At 40.8% G+C, this 15340-nt stretch carries 15 protein-coding genes and 1 pseudogene; 1 reads left to right on the top strand and 15 read right to left on the bottom strand.

The window, feature by feature from the left end; genetic code table 11:
• Nucleotides 1–3: 3 nt before the first annotated feature.
• The 10 genes and pseudogenes from QZR90_RS09405 to QZR90_RS05575 all read right to left on the bottom strand — a co-directional run bounded on the left by QZR90_RS09405 (nucleotide 4) and on the right by QZR90_RS05575 (nucleotide 9443).
• Nucleotides 4–606, bottom strand: a pseudogene (locus QZR90_RS09405) (O-methyltransferase).
• Between the two features lie 30 nt (nucleotides 607–636).
• Nucleotides 637–1653 (bottom strand): endolytic transglycosylase MltG, encoded by a 1017-nt coding sequence (gene mltG / locus QZR90_RS05615; protein ID WP_295789694.1) that lies wholly within the window; start codon nucleotides 1651–1653, stop codon nucleotides 637–639.
• 149 nt (nucleotides 1654–1802) lie between these two features.
• On the bottom strand, nucleotides 1803–2096 hold the full coding sequence (locus QZR90_RS05610) for a DUF1292 domain-containing protein (protein ID WP_295789692.1): 294 nt from the start codon (nucleotides 2094–2096) through the stop codon (nucleotides 1803–1805).
• An 11-nt stretch (nucleotides 2097–2107) separates the two neighbouring features.
• The gene (gene ruvX / locus QZR90_RS05605; protein WP_295789691.1) at nucleotides 2108–2527 is read right to left on the bottom strand and encodes a Holliday junction resolvase RuvX; all 420 of its coding nucleotides are present in this window, start codon (nucleotides 2525–2527) and stop codon (nucleotides 2108–2110) included.
• A 9-nt stretch (nucleotides 2528–2536) separates the two neighbouring features.
• A complete protein-coding gene (locus QZR90_RS05600; RefSeq protein ID WP_295789689.1) occupies nucleotides 2537–2794 on the bottom strand; it encodes an IreB family regulatory phosphoprotein in 258 nt (85 codons plus the stop codon).
• A gap of 115 nt (nucleotides 2795–2909) precedes the next feature.
• The gene (alaS, locus tag QZR90_RS05595; protein WP_295789687.1) at nucleotides 2910–5513 is read right to left on the bottom strand and encodes an alanine--tRNA ligase; all 2604 of its coding nucleotides are present in this window, start codon (nucleotides 5511–5513) and stop codon (nucleotides 2910–2912) included.
• 201 nt (nucleotides 5514–5714) lie between these two features.
• Nucleotides 5715–6521, bottom strand: coding sequence for a metal ABC transporter permease (locus tag QZR90_RS05590; protein WP_295789685.1), 807 nt, complete (start codon nucleotides 6519–6521; stop codon nucleotides 5715–5717).
• A gap of 1 nt (nucleotide 6522) precedes the next feature.
• Entirely contained in the window at nucleotides 6523–7236 is a 714-nt protein-coding gene (locus QZR90_RS05585; RefSeq protein WP_295789683.1) for a metal ABC transporter ATP-binding protein, read from the bottom strand.
• 86 nt (nucleotides 7237–7322) lie between these two features.
• Nucleotides 7323–8279 (bottom strand): NlpC/P60 family protein, encoded by a 957-nt coding sequence (locus QZR90_RS05580; RefSeq protein WP_295789681.1) that lies wholly within the window; start codon nucleotides 8277–8279, stop codon nucleotides 7323–7325.
• Nucleotides 8280–8498: 219 nt separating this feature from the next.
• Nucleotides 8499–9443, bottom strand: coding sequence for a glycosyltransferase family 2 protein (locus tag QZR90_RS05575; RefSeq protein WP_295789679.1), 945 nt, complete (start codon nucleotides 9441–9443; stop codon nucleotides 8499–8501).
• Nucleotides 9444–9777: 334 nt separating this feature from the next.
• Here QZR90_RS05575 and QZR90_RS05570 point away from each other — a divergent pair, with 334 nt between their 5' ends.
• A complete protein-coding gene (locus QZR90_RS05570) occupies nucleotides 9778–10287 on the top strand; it encodes a TonB-dependent receptor (protein ID WP_295789678.1) in 510 nt (169 codons plus the stop codon).
• Between the two features lie 187 nt (nucleotides 10288–10474).
• On the opposite strand, the gene QZR90_RS05565 is transcribed toward QZR90_RS05570, so the two are convergent.
• The 5 genes from QZR90_RS05565 to QZR90_RS05545 are packed head-to-tail and all read right to left on the bottom strand — an operon-like array spanning nucleotide 10475 to nucleotide 15248.
• Nucleotides 10475–10852, bottom strand: a complete 378-nt coding sequence (locus QZR90_RS05565; RefSeq protein WP_295789677.1) for a hydrogenase expression/formation C-terminal domain-containing protein — start codon at nucleotides 10850–10852, stop codon at nucleotides 10475–10477.
• Nucleotides 10849–11337: a HyaD/HybD family hydrogenase maturation endopeptidase gene (locus tag QZR90_RS05560; RefSeq protein WP_295789675.1), complete on the bottom strand. Its 489-nt coding sequence runs from the start codon at nucleotides 11335–11337 to the stop codon at nucleotides 10849–10851. The genes QZR90_RS05565 and QZR90_RS05560 overlap by 4 nt, the downstream gene beginning before the upstream one ends.
• Nucleotides 11321–12034: a Ni/Fe-hydrogenase, b-type cytochrome subunit gene (gene cybH, locus QZR90_RS05555; protein ID WP_295789673.1), complete on the bottom strand. Its 714-nt coding sequence runs from the start codon at nucleotides 12032–12034 to the stop codon at nucleotides 11321–11323. Before cybH ends, QZR90_RS05560 begins: the two co-directional genes overlap by 17 nt.
• Nucleotides 12035–12048: 14 nt before the next feature.
• Nucleotides 12049–13950: a nickel-dependent hydrogenase large subunit gene (locus tag QZR90_RS05550; RefSeq protein ID WP_295789670.1), complete on the bottom strand. Its 1902-nt coding sequence runs from the start codon at nucleotides 13948–13950 to the stop codon at nucleotides 12049–12051.
• The gene (locus QZR90_RS05545; RefSeq protein WP_295789668.1) at nucleotides 13950–15248 is read right to left on the bottom strand and encodes a hydrogenase small subunit; all 1299 of its coding nucleotides are present in this window, start codon (nucleotides 15246–15248) and stop codon (nucleotides 13950–13952) included. Before QZR90_RS05545 ends, QZR90_RS05550 begins: the two co-directional genes overlap by 1 nt.
• Between the last annotated feature and the right edge of the window lie 92 nt (nucleotides 15249–15340).

Here is a 15340-nt window from a genome sequence, read left to right as displayed (position 1 = left end):
GTATTACTTATTACCTTTCCAAACACTTACGCTCATGCCATCACCGAGAGGATAAATTGTCGTATTATAACGCTCTTTGTCCTCTACTAAGTCTAAATAGTCACGAAGTCGTTTTACAATAGTCTTATAGCGATACGGGGCTTCTTTGCCACCTCGCACATATCCTCTAAATAATACATTATCAGCTAACACAACAGCTTGAGGAGCTAAACTAGGTTAGATAAGCGCTAGCTGTTTTTTGTACTGACCTTTTGGCCCATCCAAGAATACTAAATCATAAGGCCCCTCTAATGTGGGCAAAACTTCATTGGCATCCCCTAAATGTAATGAAATTTGATCTTTATACTTAGACTGACCGATAAAATGCTGCGCCATACCATATCGTTGTTCATCCAGTTCAATCGTGTCAATTTGCACCTCTGGGCTACCATGACGAGCTAATAGCAAAGCTGAATAGCCAATGGCCGTCCCCACTTCTAGAATCCGGCTCGGTTTGTAAAGCGAAATGAGCTCCTCAAACAGATGCACTTCTGACTCGCGCAAAATAGGCACTTTATTGAGTACAGCATAAATGCGCTGCTCATTTAATATGTCTTTTAATTCCATAAATTGACGCAACCACCTTTAGTAACACGCTTACTCACCATAAATAGACGCTACTACGCTTAAATGCTCTTCATAGGTCTTAGTGAAGTGATGATAGCCTTCTTTATCGGCTACAAAATATAAATAATCTGTATCCCCTGCATTGAGCACTGCCTCCATGGATTTTAGCCCTGGATTAGCAATCGGTCCTGGTGGCAAGCCCTTGTGTAAATATGTATTATATGGACTTGGTAGCTCCGTGTCTTCAATGGATAATTGAGGCTTAGGATAGCCTAAAATATACTGAATGCTCGCACAAGATTGAAGGGGCATACCAATTTGTAAACGTTTTAAAAATACCGCCGCTATAATAGGTCGATCTTCATCGTATTTCGCCTCTTTTTCCACCAGAGAAGCCAACGTGATGAATTCAAATACCGTCAAATTCTTAGCTGCAATTTGTTGTTTTACAGCAGGCGTTATTTTACTATTCATTTCCTTTGTGAGAATTTTTAAAATCTCTTCTGGTTTAGCGCCCACTGGAATTTCATATGTGCTAGGGAATAAGAAACCTTCCGGCTTATATACGACCGGTGCAGGGCCATACATATATTGATAAGGCACATAGGTTTTAGCAGCCTCTAAAAAGGCCTCTTTACTACCCAATCCGTCTTTTGCTAGTTCGTCAGCAATTTGTTCAATCGTATACCCCTCTGGAATGGTCACTCTAATAGCTTGTAACTTTCCCTTTTGTAAGAGTTCAATGACTTGATGTAAACTCGCATTCTGTGGTATTTGATAATAGCCCTGTTGCAATTTATCAACAGTGCCTGTAAGTCGCAAAGCTAAACGAAAGGCTGTAGGAGAATTAATAAGCCCCTTTTCATAGAGCATATCACCAATTTCCGCCCCTGTTTGATCCTTGTCGACAATTAAAACAACTTGCTGTGGATGGGCCATTTTACTATTAGGCATATAATAATATGCCCAAGCGCCTAAGAAAGTGATAAGCACTATGCCTAGGATACCTCCCAATACATAGGTTATCAACTTCTTGCGTTGACTCATAAGCAAAATAACTCCTTATCTAGTAACACACTTTTATACTTCTTTATTTACCGCTAGTCAGTAAATATTGTGGTTATATTTCAAGTTCTAGGCCTTTAATATAACACACGAAAGAGGGGCATCGCCCCTCTTCCTCGTACCTCATAGAATTATTCTTCTTCCATACCTTCTTCGTATAAGGCACTTACTGCATCAAACTCTTCGTCTGTAGGCACAACATATACTTCTTCGCCGTCCTCTTCTTCAAGGCGGGCAATCGTAATATGTGGCTCTTCATGACATTTACAACCTGGTTCACATTCTTCAGGTGGTAAGGATACTAAAATAGCAAATTCTTTACCTTCATAGTTAATGATCATGTCTTCTTCGTAGAATAATTCATTACCATCCTCATCAGTGAGTACTACTACAGGTACTTCATTTTCAAAACCTTGCTCTGCCATGGTCAACCTCCTTAGGATTTACTCTGTCGTCGATCCAAATAACCTTGTAAAATGACCACTGCGGCCATTTTATCAATCACGCCTTTTCGTTTCTTACGACTCACATCGGCGGCGATTAATGATCGCTCCGCCATAACCGTAGACAATCGCTCATCCCAAAAGGTAACAGGTACTTCGATGACTTCTTGCATCTTAGCCACAAACTCTTCTGTTTTGAGCGCTCGATCGCCCTTGGTTCCATTCATATTTTTTGGTAAGCCTACCACAATTTCTTCCACTTCATACTCAGTAATGAGCTCTTGAATGCGATTAAAATCACGCTCCAAGGAAGTGCGGCGAATCGTCTCGATGCCCTGTGCTGTTAAGTACAAGGCATCGCTACATGCTACGCCAATGGTGCGGCTGCCCACATCTAAGGACATAATTCTCATATATGCCCCTTATAGACCTTTTGCTTTTACATATTCAGCTACTAATTCTTCTAACAATTCATCTCGCTCTAAACGACGAATCATGCTACGCGCATTATTGTAGCTTGTAATATAGGTAGGCTCGCCAGAGATAAGATATCCTACGATTTGTTCAATCGGATTATATCCTTTTTCTTGTAAAGCGTGATATACATCACGAAGTACTTCACGAGCCGAAGGGGTATCTTCAACCTTTTTAAACATCATAGTTTCATCTGATACACTCATGCTATAACCTCCTTTATTTGTTATATCTCTATTATATCATGCTTACTTAATAAGCATATGAAATTCATTTTCATAAAACTATATGAACTTATTTCCTCATATGCTATCAAAGTCATTACATGCCCAAAATAGTTTCTTTTGCGACTTTGAGAGCAGCAGCTAAAGCGGCTGGATCTTTACCACCAGCTTGGGCCATATCAGGACGTCCACCGCCATTACCACCAGCAGCTTGCGCAGTGGCCTTAACGATATTACCTGCATGGTAACCTGCTTTAACAGCATCTTTCGTAGCCATACAAACAAAATTAACTTTACCTTCATGAGCCATACCGAGCAATACTACACCAGAACCAAGATGGTCGCGTACCATATCAGCAGTATTGCGAAGTTCATCCATATCAGCTACATTTACTTCAGCCACTACAGCTTTACCTACTTTAAGGTCAAAAGCACCTGCTAATAAGCCATCAAGGCCACCAGCCATAAGCTCTTTACGTACAGCAGCCAATTCATGTTCTAATTGTTTTACTTCTTCCACCACTTGTTGTGCGCGATGTACAAGTTCTTCTGGTTTAGTTTTTAAAATAGTCGCTGCCGCGCGAAGGTCAGCTTGTTCTTTTTGAGCTAATTGCAAGGCTGCTTCACCTGTAATAGCTTCAATACGACGTACACCAGATCCAATACCGCCTTCAGAAACAATGCGGAACGTACCAATAACAGCTGTGTTAGGTACATGAGAGCCACCACAGAGCTCTACACTGAATTTAGGTACTGTAACGACGCGTACTACATCGCCATATTTTTCACCAAAGAGTGCCATAGCGCCCAATTTCTTTGCTTCATCCATAGGCATTTCTTTAATGTCCAAATTAGTAGCTTTTAAAATTTCACCATTTACAAGATTTGTAATCTCTTGCAATTCTTCAGCTGTTACTGGAGAGAAATGAGTGAAGTCAAAGCGTAGACGATCTGGCATTACCAAGGAGCCTGCTTGATTTACATGATTGCCAAGCACTTCTTTTAAAGCAGCATGCAATAAATGAGTGGCTGTGTGATTGCGAGCCATCGACAAGCGGCGTGTAGTATCTACATCTAATTGTACTGTGTCGCCTACTTGCAAGTTACCTTCAATAATAGTCCCCACATGGTAGGTTGTGCCTTCTGGAAGCTTGCGAGTTGTGTGAACTTCCATTTTACCCATTGGGCCTACAATAAGACCAGAGTCACCTAATTGGCCGCCCCCTTCTGCGTGGAATGGCGTAGTGCGAACAATTAAAGTCACTTCCATGCCATCTGAAGCAGATTCTAAGCGATTAGCGCCTTCACCAAGCATGAGGATTTCAGACTCAGTAGCGCTTTCATCATCAGTCAATTCTTCATTAGCTAGAAATGTAATATCTGGTGTAGCTACTTTAGCATCTACATCTTCACGAGCTGCACGAGCACGCGCACGTTGCTCTGCCATAGCGGATTCAAAGCCGTCCATGTCAATAGCAAGTCCTGCTTCATGAGCAATTTCTTCTGTTAATTCCCAAGGGAATCCATAAGTGTCATATAATTTGAATACTTCTGCACCTGGTACTGTATTAGCCCCCTCTGCTTTTAAGGAGTCCACTAATGTACTGAGAAGTTCTAAGCCTTGTGCTAAAGTTTGATTGAATCGATCTTCTTCATTAGCTACCACGCGTGTAATGAAATCATGTTTTTCTACAAGGTCAGGTAAACCTGGGCCTAAGATATCAATAACTACGTCCATAAGGTCAGTTAAGAAACGACCTTCAATGCCGAGTAAACGACCATGGCGAACAGCGCGGCGCAAAATGCGGCGAAGTACATAGCCACGACCTTCATTTGATGGCAATACACCATCACTAATAAGCGCTGCAATGGCGCGAGCATGGTCACCGATAACTTTTAAGGATACATCCTTGCTAACATCGCTGTGATATTCAATCTTCGCCATAGCGGCTGCTTTTTCAATAATAGGGAAAATCAAATCAGTTTCAAAATTGCTTTCCTTATTTTGTAGTACTGATGCCAAGCGTTCAAGACCGGCACCAGTATCGATATTTTTCTTAGCCAATGGCACATACTCACCATCAGCAGTGCGATTGAATTGAGTGAACACAAGGTTCCAAATTTCAAGATAACGATCGCAATCACAACCTGGGGCACAAGTGTCTTCACCACAACCGCGGTCTTCACCTAAGTCATAGAAAATTTCACTATCTGGGCCACATGGACCTTCCCCAATTTCCCAGAAATTATCTTCTAAGCGGCTAATATGAGAATCATCAAGACCTACTTCTTTATGCCAAATATCATATGCTTCATGGTCATCTGGATATACAGTAACATAGAGGCGATTTTTATCGAGTTTAATCACTTCAGTTAAGAATTCCCAAGCCCAATGAATAGCCTCTTTTTTGAAATAGTCGCCAAAGGAGAAATTCCCTAGCATTTCAAAGAATGTATGGTGGCGCGCTGTGCGACCTACGTTTTCAATATCACCTGTGCGGATACACTTTTGGCAAGTGGTCACACGCGTACGAGGTGGTACTAATTTACCTGTAAAAAACGGTTTTAATGGCGCCATACCTGCCCCGATGAGCAATAGGGATGGGTCATTTTCCGGAACGAGCGAAAAACTATCTAATTTTAAATGTCCTTTACTTTCAAAAAACTGCAAATATGCTTGACGCAGTTCATTACCCTTCATGAGTTCAGCCTCCTAAACTAATAACTATCTTTTTATTATACTCTAATCAGTAATAGATGTCACTAAAATACCTATACCTCGTATGATATGCATCTATAGATTCAAATTCTAAGTCCTACAATATGCTAAGCTCACTCATATACTAGCCTCGCACCTATACTCATCATTTAGTCAAATCCGCTGCGATTATGACTTCCCTTTTTATTGACGATTTAATGCCATACTGCCGACAAAAGTAAGAGCATAGGCTAAAATCGCCATAAGGACTATCGTGCCGCCTGGTGCCAAATCAAATTCAAAGGCCACCACGAGACCTGCTAGAACACTAAAGATTGAGTAAATTTCACTAATCCACAACGTTTTAGTAAACCCTGCTTTCCATAAATGTGCACTCGCCACCGGCACAATCATGAGAGCCCCAATGAGCAAAATCCCTACAATGGTCATCCCCATAACTACTACTAAGGCCGTAAGAATCGAAAAAATCATATTAATCCGATTTACTGGTACACCGGCCGTAATCGCTACTTGTTCATCAAAGGATGTAAACAAAAGCTGTGAATATATGCTGTAAATAATAAGTCCCACCACTACAGCCGCCACGGCAATGCTCATAATATCCGCATCAGTAACTGTTAAAATACTGCCAAACAAGAAATTCAATAACCCCGTGCTCGGCATTTTATTAAGACTAGCAAAAATAACAGCTAACGCCAAGCCTGTATAAAAGAATAAGGCCAAAATCATATCCGTATATTGATTATGCCGCCGTCTAACTAGTTCAATGCCTATAGCCGCTAACACAGTCAAGCCCGCTGCACCGAGCGGTGGATATAGGGATAAAAAGGAAGCTCCTGTAACGCCAGCAAAGGCGATATGACCTAGGCCCTCACCGAGCAGTGATTGCCGTTTAATGACGATAAATGTGCCAATCAAAGGACACATGAGAGCCACAATGAGGCCGGCAATAAAGGCACGCTGCATAAATTCATAATTAAAAATATCCATCTTAGCCTCCTATATGCCAAAACAATAAAGGCCCTTTATGAGAGTCTAAAAATCCAGCGCCATTGCCGTGATAGCACACATGGCGATTAATACAAATGGTCTGATCGCACAATTTACAGCCTTCTTCTACATCATGTGTGACCATGACGATGGTCATGCCCTTGTCAGATAAGGTGCGTAGAAGCTCCATAATGCGCCGGCTAGCCTCAAAATCAATGCCACTAGTAGGCTCATCAAGCAATAAATACTTTGGCTTGCGCGCCAAAGCCTGCGCAATCATAATCCGTTGTTGCTGTCCACCACTTAAATCACCAATACGCCGACCCTTAAATTCACTCATGCCCACTTGTTCTAGGGCATCTAAGGCACTTTGACGGCGCTCTTCACGTGAGCCCTTATGAAGTCGCAAGCCGAGTTCAACAATTTCTAAACAAGTAGCGGGAAATTGTGCTGCATTTTTATTGTATATTTGTGGCACCAAGTGAAGTAAGCCAGCTTGCTGTGCCTCATTTACTGTTTTACCATCTATTAAAATCTGCCCATGAGTAGGACTCAATAGACCAGATAAGAGACGCAAAAATGTAGTCTTACCAGCTCCATTAGGCCCTACAACAATTGTAAAATCGCCTTCTTCTATTTGTATGGAAATATTGCATAAGACTTCCTCTTGCTCATAGAAGAATTGGACTTCTTTTACCTCAATCATGCCTACCATATCCGCCCTTCTAACAATTCAGAAAAAGAGGAGGCTATGCCTCCTCTTCAACATACCAAGTACTTTGTTTATCTGAGCCTTGCGCCTTACATAACGCGCTTCGCCCCAATATATCGTTCGCCCCAGTAGCCACCTGCTAAATCAGCTACAGCAACGCCACGACTGCTAGTGGCACTGATAAATTTACCATTGCCAATATAGATTCCAGAATGAGATACGCCTTTTTCATAGGTTTCAAAAAATACTAAATCACCTGGTTGTAAATTCTTTTTAGCCACCTTAGTGCCTACTGTATATTGCTCATCAGCAGAACGCGGTAAGCTAATGCCTTTTTTGGCAAATACATAGCGCACATAACCAGAGCAGTCAAACCCTTTAGGCGTATTGCCACCAAATACGTAAGGCACACCGCGATAGTTTTCTGCTTCTTTAATTATATCTTGTATAGATTTTGATACAGGTCCCGTTTTAGTAAAAATAAAATCGGAATCAAATGGATCAAGTAAGCTGTCTGCACGACTTACAGTCATTTTAGATTTATTACTTTTATCAGACTTGTCTTTTTTGCTATTTTTATCGGCTTTAGATTTCTTGCTATCAGATTTTTTGCTGTCGGATTTTTTATTATCGGACTTCTTGGATTGATCCTCATCTGCCTTAATAGCTGATTTGCTGTCCTTCGTCGGTTGGCTCGCAGCCCATTCAGCAGCAATCTTATCGTCAGACATTTTACCTAACTTGCGAAGCTTACTCGCATCTAACGATTTACCCATCAAAGATTTATACGTAGCTTCGTCTACAATGCCATTGACTGGCAATCCCATATCTTTTTGGTATAAACGTACAGCCCATTTTGTATTGGCATCATATTCACCATTTGGACGAGCTTTATAGCCTGCAGCAATTAATTTTTTTTGAATGGCAGGAATCTCGCCACCCTTAGTTCCATATTCATAGCCAGCGGCACCAGCTACTGTATAAGCGCCTACACTTAGCACTAAGGCTACCATAATAGACAACTTCTTATACTTGTATCTCATCATTCTTCCTCGCTATGTTTCTAACCTGGGCTCTCTATCAAGGAACCCCATCAGTACACCTTCTTCTATGTTAGCACTGAACAAAACATTACGTCCTACCTATCACTGTGATAAGCCATTCACGGTGCTAAACCATTCATTTTGCTAAACCCTAAGCATAATTATAATTATGCTTAAACTATTAACCTATAATTAGGATTATGCTTAAATTATTAGCCAATCCTACTTTTGTGTACTATCACTTTCGCAATTCACACTATCGCGAATCCAATACAATGGTCGATGTTTAACTTCTTGAAACACTCGACCTACATACTCTCCAATCATGCCGATACAAACTAATTGTACCCCACCTAAGAAGAATATGGATACGCCTAACGTTGCCCAACCACTTACAGCACTATCTGTAAAGAAATGGACAAACAAAATATGTAAAATCATTATAATACTTAAAATGCCTGACATGAGGCCTATATATAAGGCGGCACGAAGCGGTACATTAGAAAATGCCGCAATGCCATCTAAGGCAAAATGCAACATTTTTCGCACACTAAACTTTGATTTGCCAGCAAATCGCGGTGGTGCTACAAAGTGAATTTCACCTTGATTGTAACCAATAGCGCCTACAATCCCGCGCAAGAAACGCCCATGCTCCCTAAATTGAAGAAGCGTATCTAAGGCTTTGCGGTTCATGAGACGAAAATCTGACCCACCTTCTACGATGGGCACATTGGCCATTTTATTCATTAATTTATAATAGTATTTTGACGTGAAGGACTTAGCCCAGCTAGCATCTTCTGTGGAATCGCGAATCGTGCGCACCACATCATGCCCCTCTTCCCAAAGTCTAACCATCTCTGGAATTAATTCTGGTGGATGTTGCATATCACCATCCATGGTAATTACTGCATCCCCTTTGGCATGGTCTAGCCCACAAGTCAAAGCCAATTGATGTCCAAAATTACGCGCTAAAAGTAAGACTTTCACCGCTGTATCTTCAGCCGCAATATGACGTAGCATAGTGGCAGAATTGTCGGATGAGCCATCATCTACGAAAATGATTTCTTGCTCATAAGGAAGAGTATTAAGAACTTCCTTCACTGAACTATAAAACTTTTTTATATTAGCCTCTTCATTATAAACAGGTACCACTATTGACAATAACATACACTGCCTCCGTTAATCTATTGCGCTTTAATTTTACTATTTTTTCGAAACTTTGGCAAATCATAGCATTTAATTATATGATATTGTGCCCTAAGTGGCAAGCAATTATGTGCTACGTCTTGAATATGTCCTTTGAATCTGTCAATATTACACATTTTATCTGCCCATATCAATACATTCTAGCTGCCAATATTAGCACATTCTATCTTATTGCAACTTACTGTACAAGTGCTATACTTAAATCATATAGAGCCATTGAAAACACAGATTTCTTCAAAGCTCTATAATTGCAAAAATTGTGCAGACATTTTTATTATTTTAAGGGAGTGTTACTATGAAAAAAATGTCAACCATTTGTTTAAGTTTACTCTTAGCTAGCTCAATTGGCGCAACAGCTATGGCCGCCTTGCCGCAATATCCAAACTATACCAATGTACAACAAGGCCAAGTATATGGACAGCGCCCAAGTGCTCAAGACATGTCCATTGCTGGCGTTACTTTAGGCACACCAATTGCTAATGTCATTCAAAGCTTGGGCACCCCTACCAATTACAATGACCATGTAAAATTTGTAGGCGTCGAACTCACCTATGGTGGCATCACCTATGGTTGTAATCCTGTGCATTATATTAGCGTTATCAATCGCGACGCCACTACCTACCGTGGCATTGCAGTAGGCGATACATTAGAACAAGTGTATGCAGCCTATGGTCGCCCTGACCTCATGTACAACAACCAATGGTTCTACGGAAAATTTAAACCAAGATCCGGCTATATCCAAGGCATCTTCTTCCACCATGATGGCTACCGTGTAACCAAAATCTTCATTACCAATGGAGACTAAATTGAGGGATAACGAACATCCTTCTCCCTCTTTCCTATTTATAAAATCCTGGCCTTTAAGAATCATTTAAATACAAACACAAAAGACTCCTAACTATACATGCAGCGAACATTCGAGCTTGTCTCGCCGCGAGTAAATGTATAGTTAGGAGTCTTTATTTATATAAAAATTATTTAAGGCCAGGATTTTATAAATCAGCTGCCTCTATCCAAGTTTGCAATTCTTCTTCTGCATTGATTATGTCTTCATCAAATGCACCGCAAAGGCTTGGATAACGACCTACTTCAATGGTGTACACAATGGCTTCATCTCGTGGATTGCGGAATGTGCCTAACCAAATCCCTGAAAACTGAGTCTCATACCACTCCACAGGTTGGTCTGTTTCCGTGAAATTAATAGTAATCGTTCCACGGCCTAATGTTTCCATAACCTCCACTTGTTCTTCCATGGTTAAACCCGTTTTTTCAATATATATGGTATGGGTCTCACCAGTTTCGCGAAGTTGCTTTAAAGCTAATTTTAACTCATTTAAAATTACCTTTACATTGCCATAATGTTCAATCATCGTTTTTCTACCTCAATCCCCCAAACCTCTAATTGCTTAATCACTCGTGCAATTACTTCTGGCAGGGCTTTTTTTACTGTATCGGTTGGTTCTAATCCAATATCTAAGCTCTCTGGCTCAACACCAATAACGGTGGCGTCTTCCAAAGGATCTTCTTGAAGGGCACGAATTCGCAAAATATCCTGCATGCCCACTTCATGGACAGAAATATTGCCAGTGAAATATGTTTCTGTTTCCTGATGCGGAAATTCATATATTGTACCAGGCACTTCACCACCATGAATGGCATCCACTAATAAAAGCTTCGTCATACCTCTCATATAAGATAGGAGCTCCATCCCCATCGTACCACCGTCAATGAGAGCAATGTTTGGCGTAAAAGAGTAATTTGCCTCTAACTCTTTTACTACATGCACACCTAAGCCTTCATCAGTGAGCAAAATATTGCCTACACCAAGCACAATGATATTACTTTCGTTTACCATATAAATCCTCAATATCTTCTGGATCATGTGGATAGAATTTCATCCCTGATACCATGCTGGATACTTCACCAGACTCTTCCATAACATCTTCGCGGAATGCTAAATATACATGCATAACCGTAAAGAGCAAGAAGAACCAGGCAATATAGTGATGAATGATATGAATATCATATTCGCTAAGCATTAGATTAATAGGATTAAACACAATGGCTAACCAACTATTAGGATTGATTTGCGAATACATAGCAAGACCGGTGCAAATCTCTAGGAACATCATAATATACACAATCAAATAACTCGTACGAGCTAAGGAATTGCGAAGCACGCGATGCTCTTCTTGACGAGGCAACATCAAATAATGCAAGAAGGTCTGTTTAATGCCCACCCAATACAAGCGGCTTTTAAACTTAGGTAACAAGCGGTCACCACGATAGCGAATGGCCCCATAAATACGGAACACGAATGAAAATATAAGGACGAATGCAAAAGTAAAATGAACGCGACGAATTGTCTCCATAGAAAACCAACTCGTAATGGCTTCTGCTGGTTCACGTCCTACAAACATACTAAATCCAGGATCTCCAATGTAAAGCCCTGTCCAAAATAGGAAGGTTACGCAAAGTACCATCGTCCAATGGAATATGCGAAGCCACAGACTAAACACGCGATACGGCTTTTTATCCGGCTGTTGTAGCATATACATCCCCCCTATTATTTACACATAGCATCGGTATTAACAGAGACGATTTTTTCGCCTTTTTTATTGTATAAATGCGTAGCACAAGCAAGACATGGGTCAAAGGAGTGAATACCCTTTAAAATCTCAAGAGGCTTGTCGGCAATTTTTACCTTTGTATCAATCATATTAGACTCATAGGCGCCATGTTCATTAGCAATCGTCTTAGGACAAGCATTCCAAGTAGTCGGTACAATACATTGATAATTATCAGTTTTGCCCTCTTTAATCACACACCAGTGTCCAAGACCACCGCGAGGTGCATCAACTAAACCTACGCCTTTAGATTCTTTTGGCCAAGTATTAGGGTCAAAATTAGTCACATTAGCTACCTTAGTGTTGCCGCCCTTAATATTAGCTACTAATTTATTGTAGAAATATTGACTAAGATTTACTGCTACCTGAGCATCCAATGCACGGCAAGCAGTGCGCCCTAAGGTGCTGCACATCCATACATGAGCTGGCGCACCAAGCACGGACGATACAGTATCAATTTGCTGTACTATCATTTTTTCTGCCCAAGTTGGATCTTTAATGATGCCTTGTTTTACTTTTGTATATACAACAATATATTTAGCCAATGGGCCTACTTCACAAGCGCCGCCCTTAAAGGTTGGGGACTTAACCCAAGAGTATTTCTTGGTTTCATCCAAGTATTCCCAATGTTCTTTAGTACCCGTTTTAGGACCAGTATAATTAGCTTTAGTAACACCTTCGCTAGGATGTATAGATTTTTTCCCATCAGGGTATTCAAACCAAGAATGTTCCACTTCTTCTGACAAGAAGTCTGGATTCATAAGGTCTTTCCCTTCTAATGGGATGAACTTAGCCTTATCTACACCAAGGCCAAAGTCTTCTACGACGCCATTGGCACGAACGATACATTTCTTAAAGTAATCGCCATTTTTAGTGCCTGTATGTGGCTCATCAGGATAGTCGCCATAAGCGAGTACGCGTTTTTTAGATAAACCGCCACCATCAATCATGCCTGCTTTAGCATAAATATGGCCAATAGCCAATAAATCAGGCAAGTAGAAATAGTTTACCAAATCCTTTGCTAAGGCAATGGATTCGTCAACTACAGCTAGACGCGCTGCATTGATTGGCGCATTCATATCATCCATAAAAATAGAGCATGGCATACCGCCTACAATATAATGTGGATGTGGATTTTTACCACCAAACACAACTTGTGGCGTTACAATATCACGCTGTTTATCTAAAATATTAAGATAGTGAGCTACTGCCATCAAATGTACTTCTGGCGGCAATAGTTGATAATCTGGATGGTCCCACCATTGAGCGGCAAAAATTCCAAGCTGGCCACTTTCAACAATCTTCTTAACCTTCCCTTGAATCGCTGCATAATAAGTAGCATTGCCTTTCGGGAATTCTTTTGGATACGCTGAGGTGGCATTAGCTAATTCAGGTGGCTGTAAACCACTTACATTATAAGTTTTTAACACAGTTTCTTGAAGGGCTGCTGTCTTAGCCGGATCAGCTTTAAGTGCCTCTACAGGACTTACCCAGTCCAATGCATGCAAATGATAAAAATGCACCGTATGGTCATGAGCATCTAAGCAACTATGCATAATATTGCGAATATAGTTAGCATTTTTAGGAATTTCAATGCCCAATGCATCTTCTACACAACGCAAAGAGGCCAATGCATGTGTAGACGTACAAACGCCACAAATACGCTGTACAAAAGCCCATACATCGCGAGGATCACGATTTTTAGCAACCAATTCAATACCACGCCATGCAGTACCGCTAGACAAGGCATCTTCTACTTTGCCCGTTGCTTCATCCACATTAATCTCTACTCGCAAATGGCCTTCAATACGAGTAATCGGATCTACTACTACACGTTTCATTAATGGTTACCTCCTTTGTTTGTCTCCTCAGACACTTCGCTCGCTCCTTCAGTTGCACTTTGCTTTGCCTGAGCATCTGCCGCTTGTTTAGCTTCTAATTCAGCCTTTTGTTTCTTTTCAAGCTGAATTGTATCATATTTATGTTTTGCTAAGGTAACACCACCATGTGCTACAACCGCGCCAAAGGCAGTTAAACCTGCAATAGTCCCGACAGTATCCGCATCAGTAATCGTATTAGCTACATGTACTTGCGGTAATCTTTGATAGAAATTGTCATTATCCCAGAAACCTTTTTCACTACAACCGATACAACCATGACCAGATTGAATTGGATAGGATAAGCCATTCCACCAGCGCAAATTACCACAGGAGTTATACGACACTGGACCACGGCAACCTACTTTATACAAACACCATCCAGCTTTTGATGCATCATCGTCAAATTTTTCAACAAAAAGACCAGAATCAAAGAATGGACGACGATAACATGTATCATGAATGCGATTGCCATAAAATTGTTTTGGACGGCCTTCCACATCAAGTGGTGGTATCTCACCAAATAATGCATAGTGCATAATAACCCCAGTCATTACTTCTGGAATTGGAGGACAACCAGGAACTTTAATTATTTTCTTACCAGAAATAACTGACGAAACAGATACGGAATTTGTTGGATTTGGCTTAGCGGCCTGCACGCCACCCCACGCAGCACAAGAACCATATTCAATGATAAATGCAGCTCCAGCCGCACATTCTTTTAATACGTCAACAAAAGGACGGCCCCCTACCATACAGTAGGTACCATTTTCATCTAATGGCACGCCTCCTTCAACAGCCAATACATATTGGCCTTTTTTCGTTTCCATAATATGGTGAAGATGGGCCTCAAATGGAGCCCCTGCTGCAGCAGCTAAGGTATCATCATATTCAAGAGAAATCATATTAAGTACTACATCGGATGCAAATGGCGAAGTAGAACGAATAAAGGACTCGTCACAGCCTGTACATTCGTGACCATGAAGCCAAATCACAGTTGGCAATTCTTTCGTATCAGCAGCCTTTACCACTTTATTTAAAAATGTTGGTGGCATACCTAAAATAGCTGTTAATGCCACACATGTTTTCATAAACGTACGGCGGCTTAGTTTACGATCCTGGAATAAATTCCAAAGACTATTTTTCGTCTCTTTCACAGGAAGACCCCCTTCATTAGCAATAACTTTATTGAAAGTCTCATCTGAATATGCCCAGTAGCCTAGTCTAGTTTTACGCTTGATTCGCTCTACACTGATAGACATATAGTGAATTAAATAAATCAAAAATAATTACATTTTATAGTCTATAGTTTTTATAGGACAAAGCGTATACGTAATTGTGTGCCCACGCATAC

It is taken from the genome of uncultured Veillonella sp. (genome assembly GCF_900545795.1).
In the GTDB taxonomy this organism is placed as follows: Bacteria; Bacillota; Negativicutes; order Veillonellales; family Veillonellaceae; genus Veillonella_A.
The sequence above is the reverse complement of the archived record's forward strand: the minus strand, read 5'-3'. Positions and strand labels throughout refer to the sequence as shown.

Excerpts from the sequence above, each read along its gene's own strand:
- QZR90_RS05560 (WP_295789675.1), bottom strand. The coding sequence starts at position 11,337 with ATGGTAAACGAAAGTAATATCATTGTGCTTGGTGTAGGCAATATTTTG.
- QZR90_RS05610 (WP_295789692.1), bottom strand. The coding sequence starts at position 2,096 with ATGGCAGAGCAAGGTTTTGAAAATGAAGTACCTGTAGTAGTACTCACT.
- QZR90_RS05550 (WP_295789670.1), bottom strand. The coding sequence starts at position 13,950 with ATGAAACGTGTAGTAGTAGATCCGATTACTCGTATTGAAGGCCATTTG.
- QZR90_RS05600 (WP_295789689.1), bottom strand. The coding sequence starts at position 2,794 with ATGAGTGTATCAGATGAAACTATGATGTTTAAAAAGGTTGAAGATACC.
- QZR90_RS05570 (WP_295789678.1), top strand. The coding sequence starts at position 9,778 with ATGAAAAAAATGTCAACCATTTGTTTAAGTTTACTCTTAGCTAGCTCA.
- QZR90_RS05575 (WP_295789679.1), bottom strand. The coding sequence starts at position 9,443 with ATGTTATTGTCAATAGTGGTACCTGTTTATAATGAAGAGGCTAATATA.
- mltG (WP_295789694.1), bottom strand. The coding sequence starts at position 1,653 with ATGAGTCAACGCAAGAAGTTGATAACCTATGTATTGGGAGGTATCCTA.
- QZR90_RS05580 (WP_295789681.1), bottom strand. The coding sequence starts at position 8,279 with ATGATGAGATACAAGTATAAGAAGTTGTCTATTATGGTAGCCTTAGTG.
- alaS (WP_295789687.1), bottom strand. The coding sequence starts at position 5,513 with ATGAAGGGTAATGAACTGCGTCAAGCATATTTGCAGTTTTTTGAAAGT.
- cybH (WP_295789673.1), bottom strand. The coding sequence starts at position 12,034 with ATGCTACAACAGCCGGATAAAAAGCCGTATCGCGTGTTTAGTCTGTGG.
- QZR90_RS05585 (WP_295789683.1), bottom strand. The coding sequence starts at position 7,236 with ATGGTAGGCATGATTGAGGTAAAAGAAGTCCAATTCTTCTATGAGCAA.
- ruvX (WP_295789691.1), bottom strand. The coding sequence starts at position 2,527 with ATGAGAATTATGTCCTTAGATGTGGGCAGCCGCACCATTGGCGTAGCA.
- QZR90_RS05590 (WP_295789685.1), bottom strand. The coding sequence starts at position 6,521 with ATGGATATTTTTAATTATGAATTTATGCAGCGTGCCTTTATTGCCGGC.
- QZR90_RS05565 (WP_295789677.1), bottom strand. The coding sequence starts at position 10,852 with ATGATTGAACATTATGGCAATGTAAAGGTAATTTTAAATGAGTTAAAA.
- QZR90_RS05545 (WP_295789668.1), bottom strand. The coding sequence starts at position 15,248 with ATGTCTATCAGTGTAGAGCGAATCAAGCGTAAAACTAGACTAGGCTAC.